The sequence below is a fragment of the Qipengyuania psychrotolerans genome (genome assembly GCF_019711355.1).
Classification (GTDB): domain Bacteria; phylum Pseudomonadota; class Alphaproteobacteria; order Sphingomonadales; family Sphingomonadaceae; genus Qipengyuania; species Qipengyuania psychrotolerans.
Window position 1 is genome coordinate 1,344,397 of the sequence record NZ_CP081297.1, and the last position, 21,933, is coordinate 1,366,329.

Here is a 21,933-nt window from a genome sequence, read left to right on the forward strand (position 1 = left end):
TCGATGGGTTTCCGTTGCGGGATCGTCGGCCTGCCCAATGTCGGCAAGTCCACCCTTTTCAATGCATTGACCGAGACACAGGCTGCTCAGGCGGCCAACTATCCATTCTGCACGATCGAGCCGAACGTCGGCCAGGTATCCGTGCCGGATGAGCGGCTTGAACAAATCGCTTCGATCGCAGGGTCGGCAAAGGTCGTTCCGACCCAGCTCGCCTTCGTAGACATTGCGGGCCTGGTTAAGGGCGCAAGCCAGGGCGAAGGCCTGGGGAACCAGTTCCTCGGCAATATTCGCGAGGTCGATGCAATCGTCCACGTCCTGCGCTGCTTTGAGGATGACGATATCCAGCATGTCGCCAACAAGGTCGATCCTTTGACCGATGCCGAAGTGGTGGAAACCGAATTGATGCTGTCCGATCTGGAAAGCCTCGAAAAGCGCGTTCCCAACGCTGAGAAACGCGCCACGGCGGGGGACAAGGAAGCGAAGCTTATCGCCAGTGTGCTGGGACAGGCGCTTGCCTTGCTGCGCGAAGGTAAACCGGCCCGCTTGACCGAGCCCAAGGACGAAGAAGAAGCGCGGGTTTTTGCACAGGCGCAGCTGCTGACGGCGAAGCCGGTTCTTTATGTTTGCAATGTCGGTGAAGAAGACGCGGCAACCGGTAACGATTTGTCGGCCATGGTTTTCGAGAAAGCGGAACGCGAAGGCGCGCAAGCCGTCGTCGTCAGCGCTGCTATCGAGAGCGAGATCGTGGCAATGGACCCGGAAGATCGCGCCGAATATCTGGCCGAACTGGGTCTTGAAGAAAGCGGCCTGAGCCGGGTCATCAAGGCCGGGTACAAGCTGCTCGGGCTCAACACCTTCTTTACCGCCGGCCCCAAGGAGGCCCGTGCCTGGACGTTCCCGGAAGGTGCCAAGGCGCCCCAGGCCGCCGGGGAAATTCACACCGATTTCGAGAAGGGCTTCATCCGCGCCGAGACCATCGCCTATGATGATTTTGTCGCGCTGAAAGGCGAAAGCGGAGCCCGCGAAGCTGGAAAGCTACGCCAGGAAGGCAAGGAGTATCTTGTCCAGGACGGCGACGTCATGATGTTCAAATTCAACGTCTGAGAACTGCCCAATGAAACCTGTGTTGTCCGCCCTCGCCCTTACGTTCGCAGCGTTTGCGGGCGGATGCACTTCGGTTTCCTCTCCGCCGATGGCCGCCGCGCCGGTCTCGGTGCGGGAGCCTGTGACGATCCTTGTCTCAATCGACGGTTTCCATCCTGATTATCTGGACCGGGGCCTTACTCCGAATCTTTCGCAGCTTGCATCCGGCGGTGTGACTGCGGCGATGCGACCGTCCTTCCCCACAAAGACATTTCCCAATCACTGGACGCTGGTGACGGGCCTCGTGCCCGACCATCACGGGATCATCGCAAACAGGATGGAGGATCGCACCCGTCCCGATGAACCCTTTACCATGGCTAGCGTGGATCCGTTCTGGTGGAACGATGCCCGCCCGATCTGGGTCGAGGCCGAAGAAGCCGGGATCCGGACGGCGGCGATGTTCTGGCCGGGATCGGCAGTCCCCTGGGGCGGCACCTCGCAGCGCAGAGGTCCGGTATCGGACGGCGTCTTGCCAAGTGACTGGCAGCAATTCTCGATGCAGGTCTCCAATACGCAGCGCGTGAACAGCGTGCTGGACTGGCTGCGCCGGCCCGAGGACATCCGCCCTGAATTTGTCACGCTCTACTTCGACACAGTCGATACGGCTGGGCATGACGGCGGCCCTGGCAGCGGCGAGGTAAACGCAGGCCTGAAAGACATTGATGGGCATATCGGCGCGCTTATCTCTGGCCTCAACGAGCTGGGACAAACGGCCAATCTGGTTATCGTCTCCGACCACGGCATGGCGCCAACATCGTCGGAGCGAGTTATCGTACTCGATCAGATCGTCGATCCCTCGCTCTACCGGCTTGTCGAATCTGGCGCTTATGCGACTTTCGAAGCCACTCAAGGCAACGAAGCCGCATTCGAAGCCGCCATTCTGGCCGATCACGCGAGGATGGAATGCTGGCCCAAGAGCGATATCCCTGCGCGCTTCCAATATGGTACGCATGACCGCATCCCGCCGTATTTTTGTCTGCCAGAAACCGGCTGGACGGTTACTCGGTCCGCACCTTCGGGCGATTGGACCGGCGGCAATCACGGCTTTGACCCGTTTGCACCTGAAATGGCGGCATTGTTCATTGCCAACGGTCCCGCCTTCGCCAGCGGCAAGGGCATTCCGGCGTTTCAGAATGTGGCGATCGCACCGCTGCTGCGCGAACTGATCGGTCTGCCGCAGAAACAGCGCGCCGACGGTTCGCTGGAGGATGTAAAAGGCGCCTTGCGAGCACCGCGGTAGGAACACTTGCCCTGCCATGCCGTTAGGCTGGGAAACAGGGAGTAAGTGAATGGTCGACAAATCCGAGAAGTTCAATTGGCTGGTCCGCATCGGCTACTTTAGCCGTGCCATCCTCTATTTCGTCCTCGGGCTCATCGCCCTGACGAGCGCAAGCAAGATCGCAGAAGGCACCAATGGTATCTTCAAGGCAATCGAAGAGTATCCCGCCGGTACGTTCATTCTCTGGATCATGGTCGTCGGCCTTCTGGCCTATGCGCTGTTCCGGTTCTGCTCGCTGTTGTTCGACATCGAAAACAATGGCTCCGATGCCAAAGGCTGGGGCAAGCGCATTGGCCATGCCGGTAGCGGCATCGCCCACCTTGCGCTTGCTTATTCCGCTTACAAGTTTGCCAGCAGCGAAGGCTCAGGTGATGGCGGGTCGGGCGGCAGCGGTGCTCAGGAAGCTGCCTCGGGTGTTCTTTCGTTTGAGTTCGGCGGTGTCGTTCTCGGCCTGCTCGGTATCGCGCTGTTTATCGCAGCGTTCCATCAGGCGAAAAAGGGCCTCACTGGCAGTTTCATGAACCGCATCAGCGGGCAGGCACCCGACTTTACGCGCTGGCTCGGGGGCGCAGGCTTCCTCGCTCGCGCCGTGGTTTACATCGTGATCGGCTGGTCGCTGTTCCAGGCAGGCTTTATGTCAGGCGGTGCAGACCAGATCAAAACTCTGGGTGACGCAGTATCTAGCCTGGCAGGTGAAGGGTTCATCTTTACGCTTACTGCAATCGGCTTGATGCTGTTCGGTCTCTTCAGCCTGATCCTGGCACGTTACCGGATCATCCCGGAACTTGATTCCAGTGCCGGGGTCCCCAGCTTCCGCGCATGAGCGAACAATTGGAAACGCTAGACAAAGAGGCGGGTGGTCGAAAGACCGCCCGCCTTTATCGCATGGTAATGGACAAGCACGTCTGTCCATACGGCATCAAATCGAAATACCTCCTCGAAAGCGAAGGCTACAAGGTTGAAGACCACCACCTGACCACGCGTGAGGAAACCGACGCATTCAAGGAACAGCACGGGGTCGCGACCACGCCCCAGACATTCATCGACGGCGTGCGGATTGGCGGTCATGAAGCTTTGCGCAAGCATTTCGATCGAAAGGTCAAAGACAAGGGCGCAACCAGTTACCAGCCCGTCATTGCGGTGTTCGCAGTCGCGGCTGGCCTGGCATTGTCGCTCAGCACGTTCGTATACGATACCCCGATCACCGTGCGCGCCGCAGAGTGGTTTATCGCCTTCTCGATGGCGATGCTGGCCATGCTCAAGCTGCAGGATGTCGAGCAGTTTTCGACGATGTTCGTCGGCTATGACCTGCTGGGCCGCCGGTTCGTGCCCTACGCCTATGCCTACCCGTTTCTGGAAGCACTGACGGCCATCCTGATGGCCGGGCGCATCTTCCCGGCAGTCTCGGTGCCCATAGCCCTTACCATCGGCACGATTGGCGCGGTCAGCGTGTTTTACGCAGTCTATATCCAGGAGCGCGAGATCAAATGCGCCTGTGTCGGCGGCAGCAGCAACGTCCCGCTCGGCTTCGTGTCCCTATCCGAAAATCTCGCGATGATTGGGATGGGTCTTTGGATGTTGCTTCGGCCCGCACTCTGATCCAGACGGTTTAAGATGAAATATTACGAAGATATCGCAGTGGGCGATGCCCGCAGTTTCGGACATTACGAGGTCACCCGCGAAGAGGTGATGGACTTCGCAAGAAAATACGATCCGCAACCCTTCCACCTCGACGATGACGCTGCGGCCGCAACGCACTTCGGGCGTCTTTCGGCCAGTGGATGGCATACTTGTTCGATGACCATGGCGATGATGGTGGAGAACATGCGCAGCGAGAAATCTGCGGGTCTCGGATCGCCGGGGGTGGACCAGTTGCGCTGGAAAAAGCCGGTCTATCCCGGCGACACTCTCCGCTGCGAAACCGAAATCATCGAAAAACGGCGGAGCGCGTCGCGGCCCGAAATGGGCATCTTCAAGAGCAGTATCCGCACCTACAACCAGAACGATGAAGTCGTTCTGGAAATGGTCTCCAACGGTTTGATTTCCACGCGCGAACCGGGTGGTTCAGACTAGCTTACGCGCCGCATTGCGTGGTCCCGCGGTCCGTGAAGATCGCTCGATCCGCGGCGTCCTTGATGGTCAGGACCGAGGGATAATCCACGGTCTCATCGCCCGATTGAACCCCTGCGTCCTCATCCAGTTCAAGCGTCATCGAATATTCCAGCCCGTCGTAGTGAGTGCGAGCGAGATACGGGAGCTCCTTGCTGCCCGCATCCGCGCTTAGCCGGACCAGCTCGCCCTTGCGCTTGAAATAGGCCGCATCCGCCTGCGCCACGGCTATCGCGATGCCGTCGGCACTTTCCGTTTTCGGAAGGACGCTGCATCCTGCCCCAAACATATCCGCCGCCTCGACATCGGCAAAACTTATTGGCTCCGGAACGAACTTATCAGGCGGAGGGGATTGATGCGCCTCGACTTCGGCGACATCGCGCGCATCAGCCGCAGCTTTCTCTTCAGGTGTCGGACCGCAAGCCGCAAGACCTGCCACGAGGAAAAGAGCCAATCGCCGCATCAATGCCTCCCGAACAATTTTTCGACATCTTCCATCGACAGCTTGACCCATGTCGGGCGGCCATGGTTGCACTGGCCCGACCGAGGCGTGCGCTCCATTTCGCGCAGGAGCGAATTCATCTCGTCGACCCGCAATGTCCGCCCTGCCCTCACCGAACCGTGGCACGCCATCGTCGCCAGCACGAGATCGAGCTTCTCGCCCAGCAACAACGCCTCACCATTGAGCGCGAGGTCGTCGTCGATATCGCGCAGCAGTTTCTCGGGATCAGTGCGCGCAATCGCGTGCGGAAGGCTCCGCACAAGAATGGCCGATGGTCCGAATCGCTCAATCGCCAGCCCATGTTTGGCCAAGGCATCCGCGGCACCTTCCAGGCGGTCGCAGGATGTCTCGTCCATCTCCACTACTTCTGGAATGAGCAGCGCCTGGCTGCGGGCGACCGCCTCTTCTGCTCCGGCACTGCGCAGCCGTTCGAGGACGAGGCGCTCGTGCGCTGCGTGCTGGTCGACGAGTACCAGCCCGTCCTTGGCTTCGGCGACAATGTAGGTGTTGGCGACCTGTCCCCGAGCGATACCAAGGGGATAATCCTGATCGTAAGCGGAAGCCGGGGCAGCTTCCTCGGCGCGGCCGCGCGGTTCTGCCATTACGCCTGCATCAGGTCCGCGCCAGGCCTGTCCGGCATCGGCTACGCCCTGGGCCGGTGATGACCAGTCCCTGCCTTCAAAGATGGACCGCAGTGCCGGCGATGGCTCGCCGCGTACCGGCTCTGCCTGCCAGCGCGACATGGCACCCGCATCGGGCGATTGCGCGCTGCGCTTGTCGCCGATGGACAACGCCTGCCGCAGGCCGGAAACGATGAATCCGCGAACCGCCTGGGAATCGCGAAAGCGCACTTCTGTCTTGGCGGGATGGACGTTCACGTCGACTTCTTCCGGCGGAAGGTCGAGGAACAGCGCGAGTACTGCATGGCGATCGCGCGCCAGCATATCCGCATAGGCACCGCGCACAGCGCCGGTCAGCAGGCGGTCTTTGACTGGCCTCCCGTTCACGAACAGATATTGATGGTCGGCAATTCCGCGGTTGTAGGTCGGCAATCCGGCGATCCCGGTCAGCCGCATTGTCCCGCGCTCCAGATCGATCGGGACACCGTTGTCCTTCAATTCGCGCGCGACCACCTGAGCGACCCGGTTCACGAGCCCTTCTTCACCTTGAAGGCCAAGGATGCGCCGTTCGCCATGATCCAGCGTCATGGCCACGTCAGGGCGCGCCATCGCCAAGCGTTTCACCACGTCGAGACATGCAGCGTATTCACTGCGCGCGGTGCGCAGGAACTTGCGCCGGGCAGGGATTTTCGCGAACAGGTTTTCGACTCGGACGCGGGTACCGGGCGGAAGTGCCGCGGGGCCTTCCGAGAGGAGCTGGCCGTGATCGACGATGCGCTTCCAGCCTTGCTCCGCACCGTGCGCGCGGCTTTCCATGGTGAAGCGCGCGACGCTTGCGATACTGGGCAAAGCCTCGCCGCGAAAACCAAGTGTCGCGACCTGTTCGATAGCTTCATCGGGAAGTTTCGATGTCGCATGACGTTCAAGCGCCAGCGCCATTTCGTCGGGTGTCATTCCGCAGCCGTCATCGGTCACCTCGAGACTCGTCAGGCCGCCCTCGACCAGCTTTACCGCGATGCGAGATGCATCCGCATCGATGGCGTTTTCGACCAGTTCCTTGAGCGCCGACGAAGGACGTTCAACGACCTCACCAGCAGCGATACGATTGACCAGATTGTCGGGTAGGCGGCGAATGATTGGCATGCAAATCGCAGTCTAGCGATGAAATGCCGGAAAACCGAGACGGTGCGTGTTTATAATCCCCGTCGAAGACTCGGATATTTTTGGCATTCGGTGCGTAATATCGCTAAGGCACGGCCACCAATCCCCCCGGACAAGGTGAGAACGGGTTTCATCGCCTCTCGCCTCGTCACGAACACACGGAAAATTGCGCTACAATGGGTATCTGGAATAACATCTTCAAATTCGGCGTTCAGAACATGGCTATCGACCTCGGTACCGCCAATACGCTGGTTTATGTGCAAGATCAGGGCATCGTTCTTAACGAGCCGAGCGTCGTGGCGCTTGAGACCATCAATGGCATGAAGCGGGTCAAGGCAGTTGGTGACGATGCCAAGATGATGATGGGCAAGACACCCGACTCGATCGAAGCCATTCGCCCGCTTCGTGACGGTGTGATTGCCGACCTCGACGTGGCCGAAGAAATGATCAAGCACTTCATCCGCAAGGTGAACGGCCGCAAGAGCCTGATGCGTTATCCCGAAATCACCATCTGTGTGCCGTCCGGCTCGACCAGCGTAGAACGCCGCGCGATCCGTGATGCGGCCAGCAACGCCGGTGCTTCGCAGGTTTATCTCATTCTCGAACCGATGGCCGCGGCGATCGGCGCAGACATGCCGGTCACCGAGCCGGTTGGCTCCATGGTCGTCGACATCGGCGGCGGCACCACGGAAGTTGCCGTTCTTTCGCTTCGCGGCCTCGCCTACACGACATCGGTCCGTACCGGCGGTGACAAGATGGACGAGGCTATCGTCTCCTATGTCAGGCGACACCACAATCTGTTGATTGGCGAATCGACTGCTGAACGGATCAAGAAGGATTACGGTATCGCCCGTGCTCCGGAAGATGGCATCGGCGAACAGATCACTCTGAAGGGCCGCGATCTCGTCAACGGCGTGCCAAAAGAAATCACGATCAACCAGGGCCACCTCGCCGAAGCCCTCAACGAGCCAATCGGCGCGATTGTCGAAGGCGTACGGATCGCACTTGAAAACACTGCTCCTGAGTTGGCAGCGGATATCGTCGATCAGGGCATCGTCCTGACCGGCGGCGGCGCTCTTATCTCGGGTCTGGATGAATATCTCCGCGATGAGACTGGCCTGCCGGTCACGATCGCAGAAGATCCGCTTTCCTGCGTTGCAATCGGGACCGGCCGCGCAATGGAAGACCCGATTTATCGCGGCGTACTGATGACAGCTTGAGGAAGACGTAGGATATGGCGCCGAGCGGCACACGGCGCTCGAGCTATTCGAGGCGGGCGCAGTACAACATTTTTACCGGCTATATCATTGCCGGGGTCGGCGCCCTTATCGGCGCGATCCTGCTTGGTGTGTCGTTCTTCCAGCCCAGCTTTTTCGGTGGCCCTCGCAGTGCCGCTCAAGATGCTGTCACGCCGGCGACCGAGACAGCTGCCACGGTTCGTTCCGGCAGCAAGTCACTTTGGGATTCCGTCAGCGGGTATTACCGTGCCGGATCGAAGAACGCGGAACTCAAGCGAGAGATGGAGCTCGCGCGCATCCGGCTCGAAGAAGCCAAGGCCGTGCGTCAGGAAAACGTCCGGTTGAAAGGCCTGCTCAAGTTGCAGGACAAGGAACGGAAGCCCGTTGCAGTCGGAAGGCTGGTAGGCTCCAGTTCCACGAGCACTCGCCGCTTCGCCTATCTTGGCGCAGGTAGCGACGACGGGATCGAGGTTGGTATGCCGGTTCGCTCGCCCCGCGGTGTGGTCGGCCGGATACTCGAGACGGGCGACAGCTCCTCCCGCGTCTTGCTGCTGACAGATAGCGAAAGCGTGTTGCCTGTTCGGCGCGCAGGCGATGAAGTGGTCGCCTTTGCCGAAGGGCGCGGCGACAGCCTGCTGCGTATCAAACTGATCAATCTGGGTATCAACCCGCTCAAGGTAGGCGATTTGTTCGTCACCTCCGGTGCAGGCGGTTATTATCCACCAGGGATTGCCGTCGCGATTGTGACCGAACTTGCCGATGACGGCGGACTCGCACGGATCGTGAGCGATCCTGCAGCTACCGACTTCGTTGCAGTCGAACCGATCTTCGAACCGGAGGCGGCGCTTGGCGCGTCCACTCCGATCGAAGAGGAGTTGACCGACTGATGGAGCGGATGGAGCCGCGTGCCCGCAGCGATGCCTATGGCAGCCGAATAAACCGCTCGCATTCACCGCTGATCGCAAATGTTATTCCCTGGATTTCGATCCTGCTCGGATCGCTCCTTCCCATATTCGCCATCGCTGCAGCACTACCAATGGTGCCGCCGCTCGGATTTCTGGCATTGCTCGGCTGGCGCTTGGTTCGTCCAGGCCTCCTACCTGTATGGGCTGGCTTCCCCTTGGGTTTATTCGATGACCTTTTCAGCGGGCAACCTTTCGGGTTCGCTATCCTGTTCTGGTCCGCTTCGCTGCTTGCGATCGAGTTCGTGGAACTGCGCTGGCCCTGGCGCGGGTTCTGGCAGGATTGGTTCACCGCCAGTTTACTGGTAAGCTTGTACTTGATTACCGGTTGGCTTCTTTCAGGCGCGAGCCCGACGTTGCCCTCCTTAATTGCATTGATACCGCAACTCTTGTTCTCGATTCTCGCCTTTCCCATCATCGCCCGCGTCATTGCGCGGCTCGACCGGCTGCGACTGATGCGTTGGAAGCGTCTGTAATGGGCATGTTTTCGAGTCGGAAACGGCGGGTCGGAAAGCCCCGTGACCTGGTTAGCCAGACCACGCTCGACAACGCTTTCGACCGGCGTTCATTTGTCATTGCTGCCGGGATGGGCGGCCTGGGGACGATCCTTGCTGCTCGCATGGCTTATATTGCCATCGCCGAAAACGAGCGCTGGGTGCTCGAATCCGAAAGCAACCGCGTCAATCTCTCGCTAATCCCTCCGCGCCGCGGGTGGATTCTGGACCGCAATGGCGCGCCGCTTGCCTCGAACCGAGCCGACTTTCGCGTGGATGTCATTCCCGACCGGATGAAGGACCCCGAAAAGACCGTCGAAGCGCTTGCCAAGATACTCGATCTCGAAGCCACAACGGTCGCCGATATTACGAAACGGATCGACGATGCGCGCGGGTTTCAGCCGGTCGAGATCGCTACTGGTCTCGATTACGATCAGTTTGCCGCGATCAGCGTACGCTTGCCGGATCTGCCGGGCGTCGTGCCGCAGCGTGGTTTCTCAAGGTACTATCAAACCGGACCCAGCGTCGGTCACCTGATCGGCTATGTCGGACCCGCTTCGGCAGAAGAATACGAAGAGAATCCCGACCCTATCCTGATTACTCCGGGCTACAAGATCGGGAAGGACGCGCTGGAGAAGCAGTTCGAACAGGATTTGCGCGGGGAACCTGGGGCGCGGCGTGTTGAAGTCACCGCATCGGGGCGCATCGTGCGCGATCTCGAGACCCGCGAAGATGTTCAGGGCGATCCGGTCCGCCTCACGATCGACGGTCCGCTCCAGGACTACGCAGCCCGGCGTATCGGCCTTGAAAGCGGGTCATGCGTGGTGATGGACTGCGAAACTGGCGATTTGCTGTGCATGGCCTCGATGCCGAGCTTCGATCCGAACAGCTTTTCTGCCGGTATTGGCCGTGTGGAATACTCCATGCTGCGCGACGACGAACGTGTGCCCTTGCGCAACAAGGTTCTGAAGGGCCTTTACCCGCCAGGCTCCACCATAAAACCAATGCATTGCATGGCCTTCCTCGATGCCGGGGTGAAGCCGGAAGAAGCCATCATGTGCAATGGTGGCCGCCGGATCGGCAACCGGTTCTTCAATTGCTGGAGCAATCACGGCCGGGTCGATATGGCCAAGGCGATCTACCAGAGCTGCGACAGCTATTTCTACCACTTCGCCCAGCAGATCGGCTTCGCGAAAGTGGCGGAATGGGCCAAGAAAATGGGCCTTGGCGAAGAGTTCGATCTTCCCGTCACCAGCCAGTTTTACGGCACCGTCCCCTCCCCCGCTTGGAAAGAACGCAAGTTCGAGCGTGAATGGCAGCCCTACGACACGGTGAACTCGTCGATTGGCCAGGGCTACTACCTTACCAATCCGCTGCAATTGGCCGTGATGTCTGCCCGCCTTGCGACCGGCAACCGGGTAATGCCGAGGCTGCGCCTCACCGACAAGAAACCCCAGTTCGAGCATTTCGATTTTAGCCCGGAAGAGATCGGCTATGTCCGTCAGGCCATGAGCGACGTGGTCAACGGGCCCGGCACTGCGGGACGCGCGCGTCTCCCGATCGATGATGTTCTGATGGCCGGCAAGACCGGTACGGCTCAGGTCGTCTCGCTCAGCGTTTCGAACGGCAAGACCGGGCCTTGGAAATACCGCGACCACGGATTGTTCATTTTCTTCGCCCCGTTCGACAAGCCGAAATATGCGGGCGCAGTCGTCATCGAGCATGGCGGCGGTTCTGGTTCGGCCTATCCAATCGCGCGCGACGTGATGACCTATCTGTTTGATCCTGCAAAAGGCATCGAGGCACTCAGCGCGCTCGAAAAGCAATGGGGCGGAACGGCGCAGCAAAGGCTCGACCAGAAATATCGCGCCTACGCAGCGGCCAATGGGGAAGCTGTGCCCCCAGTTCCTTCCCGCGACGAGGATATCTTCGACCGGGTCGAGGCAGAAGCCCGTGTGGCAGCGCGTCAGACGGAACAGCTCGCCGAAGAAACCATCCAGCCCCGTGTCGATACGCGAACAGCAGCTGAAGTCCGCGAAGCGTCACAGCCGCCGCAGGCAACAGCGACCAGTCCGGCTGCTCCAGAACCTACCCCCACACCGGGCACCGAATGAACGGTATCGTCCCTGCCCCGGTCGCACGCCAGCCATGGATGATGCTGTTCCCGTTGTTTGCCTTGATCGGCTTCGGCGCGCTTGTGCTGACATCGGCGGCGGGCGGGGATTTCTCGCGTTATGCTGAATCGCATCTGGTGCGGTTCGGCATTTTCCTAATCGCTGCGATCGTGATTTCTCGGATGTCCAAGGACCTCGTGAAGTTCTTCGCCTATCCCGGCTACATCATCGTTCTGTTGCTCCTCATGGCAGTCGAGATTGTCGGAACGCTTGGCGGCGGCAGCCAGCGCTGGCTCGAAGTGGGTCCAATCCGGATACAGCCCTCGGAATTGATGAAACCGGCGGTCGTCGTGGCGCTGGCTCGCTTCTACGATACCCTTCCTGTCGGCATGGTGCCGACATGGCGCGCATTGATCCCGGCCGGAGCGATCATCGCTCTGCCGATGGCGTTTGTCCTGCTTCAGCCTGATCTCGGCACTTCCCTGGCGATCGCGTTCGGCGGCGGGCTGGTGATGTTCTTTGCAGGCCTCCCGCTTCGCTGGTTCGTTGGCACCATAGCGGCTGGCATTGCCGCCATTCCGCTCGCTTTCTTCTTTGCATTGCAGCCTTACCAGCAGGACCGTGTCACCACCTTCCTCGATCCGGAAAGTGATCCGCTCGGAGAGGGTTACCAGATCACGCAATCGAAGATTGCGATTGGTTCTGGCGGACTGTTTGGCAAGGGTTTCAACGAAGGTTCGCAGAGCCATCTCAATTACTTGCCCGAACCGCACACGGACTTCGTTTTTGCCACTATGGCCGAAGAATGGGGATTCGCAGGCGGCCTGTTCGTTCTCGGTGCCTTCGCGATGATCCTGGGATGGGGTTTCAAGGTATCACATGGCAGCGCGGAGCGGTTTGGCAAACTACTCGCCGCAGGCATGACCGCCACAATCTTCTTCTACGTTTCCATCAATTTGATGATGGTGATGGGCCTTGCACCAGTCGTTGGTATCCCGCTGCCTTTCGTCAGTCACGGCGGCAGTTCAATGATGACGAATATGATCTGCATCGGGATCCTGATGATGGTGCACCGATGGAACCTCAAGGCGCCGAAACGCGGCCTGATGAGCTGACGGCGAATTAGGCCTTTTAATCCGAACGACAGCCGCTATATGAGCGCCTCCCCCGAGTCGGGGGCCGCCCGAACCACCGGGCCGGAGCACGGTAGAACGTGAGTGTGGACCCTTAGCTCAGTTGGTAGAGCGTCTGACTCTTAATCAGAATGTCGTTGGTTCGAACCCAACAGGGTCCACCATTTCCTATCTTTCCAGGAATGGTCTGTTTCTTCGCTACAAGGACGCGTCATGCTTCGGTGTGATCTGTGTCTTGGCTATCACATTATGATGTGATAGAGGCTCCGCCATGGACACCATCGACAAAGTTCGCACCCTCGTTTCACAAGGCCTCATGACGCGCGCCGGGCTCGCCCGCGCCGCAGGCCTTCATGCCAACACGCTGCGTGATTGCGCCGAAACCGGTTGGAACCCGACCGCAGAAACCCTCGGCAAACTCTCGGCATTCCTCGAAGCCAATGACGAAACACCCGTCGTGGTTGGCGCGGAAGAGATCATCGACGAAGCGCGCAATGGCAGGATGTTTATCCTGGTCGATGATGAAGACCGCGAAAACGAAGGCGATCTAATCATCCCGGCCCAGATGGCGACCCCGAACGCGATCAACTTTATGGCGACGCATGGCCGCGGCCTTATCTGTCTTGCGCTGGACAAGAAGCGCGTCGATGCACTCGGCCTCGAACCGATGAGCCGCGACAACCGGGAAAGCATGCAAACCGCTTTCACCACCTCGATCGAAGCAAAGGATGGCGTAACCACCGGCATCAGCGCAGCCGATCGCTCGCGCACGGTCTCGGTTGCCATCGACACCAGCAAGGGCCCGGACGATATCGTCACCCCCGGCCATGTATTCCCGCTGACCGCCCGCGATGGCGGCGTCCTGGTTCGCGCAGGCCATACGGAAGCAGCAGTCGACATTTCGCGCCTCGCCGGCCTCAACCCTTCCGGCGTCATCTGCGAAATCATGAATGACGACGGCACGATGTCGCGCCTCGACGACCTCGTCACCTTCGCGCGCAAGCATGACATGAAGATCGGCACGATCCGTGACCTGATCGAATACCGGATGCGTCACGATCACCTGGTCGAGCGCACCGCGGAAGAGCACTTCGATTCCGACTATGGCGGCGGCTGGAGAATGCTCACCTATCGCAACACAGTCGACGACAGCGAAGCCTACGTGCTGCAAAAAGGCGAGGTGAAGGAAGGCGAAGCCACGCTTTGCCGCGTCCACCCGATCTCGATTTTCGACGATGTGCTGGGCAAGCCCGGACCGCGCAAGCGCACCCTGCAACGGGCGATGCAGGCGGTTGGCGACCATGGCTCCGGCGTTATCGTGATTATAACTGGCCGGCCGGCGAGCGGCTACGGCGAAAACGAAGCTCAGCGCAATGTCGGCATTGGCTCGCAGATCCTCGCGGATCTGGGCGTTGAAGACATGATCCTGCTGAGCAATTCACAGCCCAACGTTATCGCGATCGAAGGCTATGGCCTCAACATCGTCGACCATCGACCCATCCCGGAGTAATCGCACATGGCCAATTTCCTCATCGTCGAAGCACGCTTTTACGACCATCTGAACGATATGCTCGTGGCAGGCGCCAAGGCTGCGATGGAAGCGGAAGGGCACGCGGTCGACGTGCTGACCGTTCCGGGCGCACTGGAAATTCCGGGCGCGATTTCATTGGCGGCCGACAGCGAGCGCTATGACGGCTTCGTTGCCATCGGCGTCGTCATTCGCGGTGAAACCTATCACTTCGAAATCGTGGCCGGAGAAAGCGCGCGCGGAATCATGGCGTTGACAATGGACGGCATTGCCATCGGCAACGGCATCATCACGGTCGAGAACGAGGAACAGGCGCTCGAGCGCGCTGACCCGTCCAAAAAGGACAAGGGCGGCGAAGCAGCGAAGGCCGCCCTCGCCCTGCTCGACTTGCAAGCAAGGTTCGCTCGCTAAGCCGCTCCGTCGAGGAATGCTTCAAGGCCGAGCGGTGCAAACGGGCCAAGGATCAGCTGTTCGAATACACCGATGCCTTCCCGGCCATCGTTACCGCTGACCCGGACGGGCATCTGCACGTGCACATTTTCCGGCGCGAGCGGATTGAGCGCTGCCAGATCGATATCTTCGCGCTGAACCTCCAGCGGGCCGTGGTGCACCCCATGGTTCCAGTCGGGATGCGTGTAGCCGAGCCCGCGCATCTGGAAACGTCCGAGCGGTTCGAAGCTGACTTCTTCCGGCGCGCCTTTCAGTGCGAGTGAGAGAGTGCCGCCCGAAGGCCAGCGCGTTCCTGCTTGAAGCCGGGTGCGCATGCCGCCCACACCTTCTGAGATGTCGCGTGCATCCGCGCCGTCGGGCGCCCACGCGGCCCGGGTATTCCACGCCTCCCCATGTTCGTCGTTATTGACGTGGAAAAAAAGACTTCCCGTTTCGAAATTGATCGGCGTCCACTGCCAGAAGAATCCGGGTAACTCATGGCCGGGATTGGGCTGCATGTCTTTGGCCCCGACCGGCCTGATGCCCCAACTCCTGTCGCGTGTGCCAGCAGTGCCTTTCGCCAATGCGTGCCGTTCACCGTTCAGCGAAATCCATCCGCGATAGTGTCCGTTCTGGGTCATCCGCGTGTAATCCATGAACGCTCGCGGGCCGAGCCGGTGCACGAAGCGCGGCTCCTCTATCGGGAACGCGCGTCCGGTGAACGTGAATTCGGCAGAGATCCCGTTGATCTCTTCCACCGTGACTTTCAACGCGTGAAGCGGCTCGATCACTTCGATCGAAATAGGCCCGCAGCGCATCGCCATACGCTCCATTCCCATCTCAGCGCTGGCGTGGATGCAATGCTGCGTGTCGCCGCTGATGAAGCTGAAATGCGCATCGACCACGTCGAGGTGCGGGTAGACGCCGAACGCCAGCGCAAAAAATCCGCTGCCATCGGGCGCATATCCGTTGAAAAAATACCGGTCGTAGAAATTTCGGTCGGTCCCCGAATAGGCGACCGGTTCCGGCGTCTGGTGGATTGGATATTCGTCCCCGCGTGAAAGCACCATCAACTTGCCTCCTTTAGCGCTGCAATACTGTCATGCTTCAGGGCCAGGGCACAGGCACCCCTCGCCATTGAAAGGAAGTTGGCGTCTCCGCGCTGCGTTCGCTCCACAAAGGCCGCGCTGAACACTGCAGTCGTGACGCCGTGAAGTATGCCCACACGGTAATCATGGTCAATGGCTTCGCGGGTCAGGGAAACGCCGCGTGCTGTCATGTCGTTTAGGTAGATTTCAAGCAACTCGTCCTCGTGATCCAGCCCCATTTGACCGATCCCACAGCCGAGGAAGTATCCGATGTCGGTCATGGCCTTCCCGCTGGTCACGGTTTGCCAGTCGAGGATCGCAATCGGCTCGGCACCGCCGCCAATCCCGAACAGCATATTGTCGAGCCGGAAATCGCCGTGGACCAGGCATTGCTGCTGGTCGTTCGAGCGGTGATACCGGTCGGTAAGGCCGGCGAACTCGTCGCATATCGACATGAACTGCGGTTCGAGCAGATCCTTGTACCGGTCATGGAAGATCGCCTGCGCTTGCGGATACATTGTGTCGACACGCTCAGCTACATCCGGCGCTGGCTGGATCCAGTCAGCCTCCAATATGTCGCGACGCCCCCAGCTCGGCGCGTGGATGGCCGCAGCTTGCCGGATCGCCTCTCGTGCATCGTCCAATGAGCACCCGGCAATCTGGTCGCCCTGGCGCGCCGGTCCGAGATCTTCGAAAATCAGGCAGAAGCGCTGTCCTTCATCGCAAGTCTGCGCGAAGTGAACCCGCGGCGCGCGCACATCCAGCTTGGACGCGGCGTCCTTGTAGAACCGAACTTCCTTGCGATAGAGGCCGAACAGCGCGGCAGTGGCGCGGCTGGTTTCGTCGGCGGCGGGAAATTTGCCTGCAAGCGTTGCAGGTATCTGGGTGCCGACATCGGGGCCTTTAAGCGTGAACCGGACGCTATCCCCGACCTGACCGGTCCCGATGGGCTTCCAGCTCACGTTGCTGACCTTGCCTCCAAGGATGGAGCCAAGCCATTCGGGAGTAACTTCATCCGGATGCACCGGGATGCCGTCCATGCGTGTATTACTCCCCACCTAGGTATGAAAGGCTAGCCACAGCCTCACGACCTGGCAATCAGGATCGTGCACAGATCGTGGCTATTATGATTGCACCCACCCGACATATCGAGATTGCACAGGTTCTCACCCGGCTTGAGGACTGCCTGGTCCACCTGGATGCGCTCGGATGCCTGTGCGCTGCCGCTCGGCTAGATCACGCCATCGAGGAACTGCGCTCCAGCGAGCGGTTCAGCCTTGCCTATCAGCCGAAGCAGGACCGCCCGGCATAAACCGCGCTGTGGCCGAGCTCTTCCTCGATGCGGATCAGCTGGTTGTACTTGGCAAGCCGGTCGGAACGGGCGAGCGAGCCGGTCTTGATCTGGCCGCAGTTGGTCGCGACTGCCAAATCGGCGATGGTTGCGTCCTCTGTCTCGCCGGAACGGTGTGACATCACAGCCGTGTAACCCGCACGGTTCGCGATGCTGACAGCATCGAGAGTTTCGGACAGCGTGCCGATCTGGTTGACCTTGACCAGCAGCGAATTGGCGAGGCCTTGCTCGATCCCGTCAGTCAGGCGCTGCGGATTGGTAACGAACAGGTCATCACCCACCAGCTGGACCTTGTCACCCACGAGATCGGTCAGCGCTTTCCAGCCTGCGAAGTCGTCTTCGCCCATGCCATCTTCGATCGAGCGGATCGGGTATTCCGCGCAAAGCTTGGCGAGGTATTGTGCCATTTCATCGCCGGACAGCGCAAGTTTCTCGCCCGAGATCATGTATTTGCCGTCCCTGAAAAATTCGGTCGAGGCGCAATCCAGCGCGAGCACGACGTCATCTCCCGGCGTGAAGCCAGCCTGCTCTACCGAACCCATGATGAAGTCCAGCGCATCGCGTGTGCTGGCTAGATCGGGCGCGAAACCGCCTTCATCGCCGACTGCTGTTGCCAGGCCTTTTTGCGAGAGGTTCTTCTTCAGAGTGTGAAAAATTTCCGAACCCCAGCGCACGGCCTCGGCGATGCTGTCGGCACCCACGGGCATGACCATGAATTCCTGAATGTCGATCGGGTTGTCCGCATGCTCACCACCGTTGATGATGTTCATCATCGGGACCGGAAGCACGTGGGCAGAAACACCGCCAATGTAGGAATATAGCGGCAGGCCCCGCGCGTTCGCCGCCGCCTTGGCCACTGCCATGCTGGTGCCCAGTATGGCATTGGCGCCAAGCCTACTCTTGTTCTCGGTATCGTCGAGAGCGATCATCGCAAGATCGATGTCGCGCTGGTCCTCGGCGTCGAATTTTCCGATCAGCAGATCGCTGATCTCGCCATTCGTCGCATCGACAGCCTTGAGGACACCTTTGCCGAGGTAACGGTCCTTGTCGCCGTCCCGCAGTTCAACCGCTTCATGTGCGCCGGTGGAAGCTCCGGAAGGCACGGCGGCACGTCCGAAACTGCCATCTTCCAACAAGACATCCACCTCGACGGTGGGGTTACCCCGGCTGTCCAGAATTTCGCGTGCGTGGATGTCGATGATGGCGGTCATTTTGGAACAAACTCCTCGGCGGGGTGTTGTAATGATATAAGACACCCCTAGGTTGGGGTTTCGTGCAGCGCTCTATTCGCCGGAACTTGTCGGCGCAAGCGACGTTGCAAAAAGGAATACCGGGCCTCGTCAGTTGCCCGGGATGAATACGAATTTGATGGGAAGGACGAGGCCATGGCCGAAGAAACCAAATCGACCGGTTCGAAAAAACGGACCGCCACCGCACCGAAGAAATCAACCACCCGCAATGCGCCCAAGAAAACCGTGGCGCAAAAGGGTGCAGCAAAGGAGACAGCTCCAGTGACTAACACTGCAACCGACAACACCACCACCACGACACCTCACCGCGCCGAAGCCAAGAGCCGCTTCAACGCCGCTCTGGAAGAAGCCAAGGCCGGCGCTGCTGCGCTTCGTGCCGAAGGCAAGGAGCGCGCCTCTGCAGTGCGCGGCCAAGCCAAGGGCAAGGGTGAAGATTGGGTCGCCGAAGCGAAGCACTATGGCGAAGATGCCCGCGTGAAGGGCAAGGAACTCGCCACAGAAGGCAAGGTCAAGACGAGCGAAGGCCTTCGCGCCCTGAGCCGTACGATCAACGAAAACGCCTATCAGGTCGACGAAAAGCTCGGCGCGAAATACGGCGAATACGCCCGTACCGCATCGGGCGCGCTTGAAGATTACGCTGGCAAGCTCGACGAGAAGAATGTCGATGAGCTCGTCGAAGACGGACGTGAATTTGTCCGCAAAAGCCCTGGCCTCGCCATCGGTATCGCGGCAGCTGCCGGCTTCATGATCTCGCGCATTTTCCGCCGCTGATCGATGGATAAGGGGGGCTCGATGCTCGAAGAACAAGAGCGCGACCACGCGCCCTACGAAGGTCCGGTAGACTTGCCGGACCAGCACGAGCCCGAAGAGGAGGACGGTCATGATGATCGTCCTTCCCTCGCGGATGACGTCCTTGCTCTACTGGAAGACGGCAAGACGTATGCCGACGCAGAAATGGCGTTCCAGAAAAGCCGTGCCGGATATGCTGCCAACCGCCTAAAGGGCGCCATAGCTTTCGGGCTTGGCGCCTTCGGTGTCCTCCATCTCGCGTTGATCGCGATGACAGTGGGATTGGTTATTGCCCTGATACCGATTGTCGGACCGTGGATCGCGACGGCAATTGTCACGCTCGGGCTGGTTGCGCTTGGCGTAATTATGCTCCGCCAGCTTAAGGCTCGCATTGATGACGTGCGCGCTGCATTTTCGGATAGCAACGATGAGTGATCGCAAGTCGCAAATGCTCGCGGACAAGTACCTGCGCGATTCCGCCCGGGCCCTCGTCGATGCCGATCTCGAGAACCTGAAAACAACATTCAGCGGGAAAAGCATGGGCGAACGCGCGTTCGACCGCGTCCGCGAGGGCGCAGTCGATGTTTACGAAGAGGCCATCGACATCGCCGAAAGCAACAAGGGCGCACTCGCTGCCCTGCTCGCGGCAGTCGTCGTGTGGTTCGCGCGCAACCCGCTTTTGGCGATTTTCAGCTTTGATGGCGAAGGCGAAGGCGAGGAAAACGACGAGAAGTAACGGATAAACGACGAATAGTCGGAACGAGCGACCCCTCCGATCCGTTGAATCTCCGAACACCTATTCCGGAGAATTTTCCATGACCGATACAACAGCGACCAACGTCACCCCCATCAGCGCAGACAGCCAGCTTAGCGATGAACAAAAGCGCGAACAGCTCCGCGCCCGCATTGAAGCCGGCGAAAGGCGGAATGAGGAACGCAGCTTCGCCGACCAGGCCAAGGAAGCAGCTGACAGCGCTGTCGACTTCGCCAAGAAGCATCCCATCGCAACCGTTGCCGGTGCCGTGGCAATTGGTCTGGCAATCGGCGCGATGACAAGCCGCGGCCGTCAGCTTGGCCGCCGTGGCGGATCGCTTGCTGCTTATGCAGCCGACGCTGCCCTCGCCTACGGCCTGAGCATGGTCGAAGGCGCAGGCGACAAATTTGAAGATTACAGCGATGCAGCCGGCACGCAGGCCCGCCGCCTCAAGCGTGACGCAGGTTACCGCGCAGATGCGCTTGGTGATGTTCTGCGCTCCAGCGGACGCAAGGCCTCGCGCAAGTCCTCGCGCACCGTACGTGACCTTAAGGCTCGCGTCGGCCGGTAAGGCATACGTAATAGTTTAAAGCCAAAGCGGCGTGACGGGTTTGCCTGTCGCGCCGCTTTCGCTATGGCGCACCGCAATTCTTCTCCCCAACTTCGGAAAAAATTCATCATGGAAGAAAAAGAGAGCAAGCAGACGCTCTACCTCGTCATGGGCGGCCGCGTGACCGACCCGCGTAGCGTCACCTTCTCCGATCCGGAAAGCCTCCACGTTGCAGGTGTTTTCTCGACTTACGAAGATGCCGAGAGTGCATGGCGCGCAAATGCCCAGCGCACTGTGGACGATGCTGAAATGAAGTACGTAATTGTGCACTTGCACAAGCTACTCGAACCGGACGCCTGACCGGTCCTTGGCCTATACGATCCGCCCTTATCAGGACTCCGACGCGGAAGCGTTGGCTGACCTGTGCCGCGCGGCGATCCGGGCAATCGGTCCCGGAGCATATTCCGAAGAGCAGGTCGAGGCATGGCTCGCCCGCCATCCCGGCGCGCATCTCTACCGCGAACGTGTCGGTAATGGCGCGTCGATCTTCATCGCAGCGGGGGAAGATGATCAGCCGGTCGCTTACGCCCTGCTCGAACCCGATGGTCATCTCGACCACCTTTACAACCACCCCGACCATTCGCGCAAAGGCCTGGCGCTAAACCTGCTGGCGACAGCATCGCTATATGCAAAACATCACGGCATGACGCGGCTTTATACCGAGGCAAGCGACCTTGCCCGCCCGTCTTTCGAACAGGCAGGCTACGTCGCTACCGAAAAGCGCGAGTTTGAGATCGACGGCGTGCCGATCCACAATTGGGCGATGGAAAAGACCATCACCTGATTCTGGCATGGGCCGCGCATAGAGCGCGTCCGGTCAGATAAATTCGATCTTGTCGATCAGGTAAAACTTGTCGCCCGAAGGAACGGTCACTTCGACCTCGTCTTCACGCTGCTTGCCGATAAGCGCGCGCGCGATGGGCGAGTTATAGGAAATCCGGCCCTTGGATGCATCCGCTTCTGTCTGACCAACAATCTGGTATTTCACCGGTTTGTCGTCTTCATCGAGGAGTGTCACGGTCGCACCGAAGACAACCTTGTCGCCGGTAAGGGTTGTCGGATCGATGATCTGCGCGCGGCTGACCATTGATTCGATATCGGAAATCATTGCCTCGACCTGGCCCTGGCGTTCCTTGGCAGCATGGTATTCGGCGTTTTCCGAAAGGTCACCGTGCGCGCGGGCCTCTTCGATCGCATCCACGATCCTGGGCCGTTCGGCGCGCAGCACCTTCAGGTCGGCAGTGAGCTTTTCGTAGCCCTCGGCCAGCATCGGCACTTTTTCCATCGAACCCAAAATCCTTCCTGTTTGCGCTCCCTCGCCGGACAATTAGAGCCCGGTCCGCAAGGAAAGCGGAGCCCAATTGCTCTTCTGTGGGGGG

General features: G+C 59.8%; 25 protein-coding genes and 1 tRNA gene. 20 read left to right on the forward strand and 6 right to left on the reverse strand.

What is annotated here, in order from left to right:
- Positions 1–3 precede the first annotated feature (3 nt).
- From ychF to K3166_RS06630, 5 genes are read left to right on the forward strand one after another with little or no spacing between them, the layout of a single operon-like run.
- Positions 4–1,104: a redox-regulated ATPase YchF gene (ychF, locus tag K3166_RS06610; protein ID WP_221423860.1), complete on the forward strand. Its 1,101-nt coding sequence runs from the start codon at positions 4–6 to the stop codon at positions 1,102–1,104.
- Positions 1,105–1,114: 10 nt separating this feature from the next.
- Positions 1,115–2,383, forward strand: a complete 1,269-nt coding sequence (locus K3166_RS06615) for an alkaline phosphatase family protein (RefSeq protein WP_221423861.1) — start codon at positions 1,115–1,117, stop codon at positions 2,381–2,383.
- Positions 2,384–2,432: 49 nt separating this feature from the next.
- Positions 2,433–3,245: a DUF1206 domain-containing protein gene (locus K3166_RS06620; RefSeq protein ID WP_221423862.1), complete on the forward strand. Its 813-nt coding sequence runs from the start codon at positions 2,433–2,435 to the stop codon at positions 3,243–3,245.
- Positions 3,242–4,021, forward strand: coding sequence for a MauE/DoxX family redox-associated membrane protein (locus K3166_RS06625; RefSeq protein ID WP_221423863.1), 780 nt, complete (start codon positions 3,242–3,244; stop codon positions 4,019–4,021). Before K3166_RS06620 ends, K3166_RS06625 begins: the two co-directional genes overlap by 4 nt.
- A 15-nt stretch (positions 4,022–4,036) precedes the next feature.
- Positions 4,037–4,495, forward strand: a complete 459-nt coding sequence (locus tag K3166_RS06630; protein WP_221423864.1) for a MaoC family dehydratase — start codon at positions 4,037–4,039, stop codon at positions 4,493–4,495.
- Between the two features lies 1 nt (position 4,496).
- Here the strand turns inward: K3166_RS06630 and K3166_RS06635 are convergent, their stop codons facing one another.
- Together K3166_RS06635 and mutL are read right to left on the reverse strand one after the other, a co-directional pair.
- Complete coding sequence (locus tag K3166_RS06635) at positions 4,497–4,994, reverse strand: hypothetical protein (RefSeq protein WP_221423865.1); 498 nt, start codon at positions 4,992–4,994, stop codon at positions 4,497–4,499.
- Positions 4,994–6,796, reverse strand: coding sequence for a DNA mismatch repair endonuclease MutL (mutL, locus tag K3166_RS06640; protein ID WP_221423866.1), 1,803 nt, complete (start codon positions 6,794–6,796; stop codon positions 4,994–4,996). Before mutL ends, K3166_RS06635 begins: the two co-directional genes overlap by 1 nt.
- Before the next feature lie 194 nt (positions 6,797–6,990).
- On the opposite strand from mutL, the gene K3166_RS06645 reads away from it, so the two are divergent.
- The 8 genes from K3166_RS06645 (at position 6,991) to ribH (ending at position 14,694) form a co-directional block, all read left to right on the forward strand.
- A complete protein-coding gene (locus K3166_RS06645; RefSeq protein ID WP_221423867.1) occupies positions 6,991–8,034 on the forward strand; it encodes a rod shape-determining protein in 1,044 nt (347 codons plus the stop codon).
- Positions 8,035–8,048: 14 nt separating this feature from the next.
- Positions 8,049–8,939, forward strand: a complete 891-nt coding sequence (gene mreC, locus K3166_RS06650) for a rod shape-determining protein MreC (protein WP_221423868.1) — start codon at positions 8,049–8,051, stop codon at positions 8,937–8,939.
- Complete coding sequence (locus K3166_RS06655) at positions 8,939–9,490, forward strand: rod shape-determining protein MreD (protein WP_221423869.1); 552 nt, start codon at positions 8,939–8,941, stop codon at positions 9,488–9,490. The genes mreC and K3166_RS06655 overlap by 1 nt, the downstream gene beginning before the upstream one ends.
- Complete coding sequence (gene mrdA / locus K3166_RS06660) at positions 9,490–11,622, forward strand: penicillin-binding protein 2 (RefSeq protein ID WP_221423870.1); 2,133 nt, start codon at positions 9,490–9,492, stop codon at positions 11,620–11,622. Before K3166_RS06655 ends, mrdA begins: the two co-directional genes overlap by 1 nt.
- Positions 11,619–12,737: a rod shape-determining protein RodA gene (gene rodA, locus K3166_RS06665; RefSeq protein ID WP_221423871.1), complete on the forward strand. Its 1,119-nt coding sequence runs from the start codon at positions 11,619–11,621 to the stop codon at positions 12,735–12,737. The genes mrdA and rodA overlap by 4 nt, the downstream gene beginning before the upstream one ends.
- Positions 12,738–12,843: 106 nt before the next feature.
- Positions 12,844–12,919: transfer RNA gene (locus K3166_RS06670), tRNA-Lys, on the forward strand.
- Between the two features lie 107 nt (positions 12,920–13,026).
- Positions 13,027–14,265, forward strand: coding sequence for a 3,4-dihydroxy-2-butanone-4-phosphate synthase (ribB, locus tag K3166_RS06675; RefSeq protein WP_247714764.1), 1,239 nt, complete (start codon positions 13,027–13,029; stop codon positions 14,263–14,265).
- A gap of 6 nt (positions 14,266–14,271) precedes the next feature.
- A complete protein-coding gene (gene ribH / locus K3166_RS06680) occupies positions 14,272–14,694 on the forward strand; it encodes a 6,7-dimethyl-8-ribityllumazine synthase (RefSeq protein WP_221423872.1) in 423 nt (140 codons plus the stop codon).
- Here the strand turns inward: ribH and K3166_RS06685 are convergent.
- A complete protein-coding gene (locus K3166_RS06685; protein WP_221423873.1) occupies positions 14,691–15,782 on the reverse strand; it encodes an Rv3169 family protein in 1,092 nt (363 codons plus the stop codon). The two genes, ribH and K3166_RS06685, sit on opposite strands and share 4 nt — an antisense overlap.
- On the reverse strand, positions 15,782–16,840 hold the full coding sequence (locus tag K3166_RS06690; protein WP_221423874.1) for a phosphotransferase: 1,059 nt from the start codon (positions 16,838–16,840) through the stop codon (positions 15,782–15,784). The genes K3166_RS06685 and K3166_RS06690 overlap by 1 nt, the downstream gene beginning before the upstream one ends.
- Positions 16,841–16,926: 86 nt before the next feature.
- Here K3166_RS06690 and K3166_RS06695 point away from each other — a divergent pair, with 86 nt between their 5' ends.
- Positions 16,927–17,112 (forward strand): hypothetical protein, encoded by a 186-nt coding sequence (locus K3166_RS06695; RefSeq protein ID WP_221423875.1) that lies wholly within the window; start codon positions 16,927–16,929, stop codon positions 17,110–17,112.
- On the opposite strand, the gene eno is transcribed toward K3166_RS06695, so the two are convergent.
- The gene (gene eno / locus K3166_RS06700) at positions 17,085–18,362 is read right to left on the reverse strand and encodes a phosphopyruvate hydratase (protein WP_221423876.1); all 1,278 of its coding nucleotides are present in this window, start codon (positions 18,360–18,362) and stop codon (positions 17,085–17,087) included. The two genes, K3166_RS06695 and eno, sit on opposite strands and share 28 nt — an antisense overlap.
- A 174-nt stretch (positions 18,363–18,536) precedes the next feature.
- On the opposite strand from eno, the gene K3166_RS06705 reads away from it, so the two are divergent.
- The 6 genes from K3166_RS06705 (at position 18,537) to K3166_RS06730 (ending at position 21,338) form a co-directional block, all read left to right on the forward strand.
- Positions 18,537–19,172: a hypothetical protein gene (locus tag K3166_RS06705; RefSeq protein WP_221423877.1), complete on the forward strand. Its 636-nt coding sequence runs from the start codon at positions 18,537–18,539 to the stop codon at positions 19,170–19,172.
- Positions 19,173–19,193: 21 nt separating this feature from the next.
- Positions 19,194–19,625 carry a phage holin family protein gene (locus K3166_RS06710; RefSeq protein ID WP_221423878.1) on the forward strand — a complete coding sequence of 144 codons (432 nt, stop codon included), beginning with the start codon at positions 19,194–19,196 and terminating at the stop codon, positions 19,623–19,625.
- Positions 19,618–19,926, forward strand: coding sequence for a hypothetical protein (locus K3166_RS06715; protein ID WP_221423879.1), 309 nt, complete (start codon positions 19,618–19,620; stop codon positions 19,924–19,926). The genes K3166_RS06710 and K3166_RS06715 overlap by 8 nt, the downstream gene beginning before the upstream one ends.
- A gap of 79 nt (positions 19,927–20,005) precedes the next feature.
- A complete protein-coding gene (locus K3166_RS06720) occupies positions 20,006–20,515 on the forward strand; it encodes a hypothetical protein (protein ID WP_221423880.1) in 510 nt (169 codons plus the stop codon).
- Positions 20,516–20,623: 108 nt separating this feature from the next.
- A complete protein-coding gene (locus tag K3166_RS06725; protein WP_221423881.1) occupies positions 20,624–20,854 on the forward strand; it encodes a DUF4170 domain-containing protein in 231 nt (76 codons plus the stop codon).
- Positions 20,855–20,861: 7 nt separating this feature from the next.
- Entirely contained in the window at positions 20,862–21,338 is a 477-nt protein-coding gene (locus K3166_RS06730; RefSeq protein ID WP_221423882.1) for a GNAT family N-acetyltransferase, read from the forward strand.
- A 33-nt stretch (positions 21,339–21,371) separates the two neighbouring features.
- Here K3166_RS06730 and greA read toward each other — a convergent pair whose 3' ends face one another.
- Positions 21,372–21,848, reverse strand: coding sequence for a transcription elongation factor GreA (gene greA / locus K3166_RS06735; protein WP_221423883.1), 477 nt, complete (start codon positions 21,846–21,848; stop codon positions 21,372–21,374).
- Between the last annotated feature and the right edge of the window lie 85 nt (positions 21,849–21,933).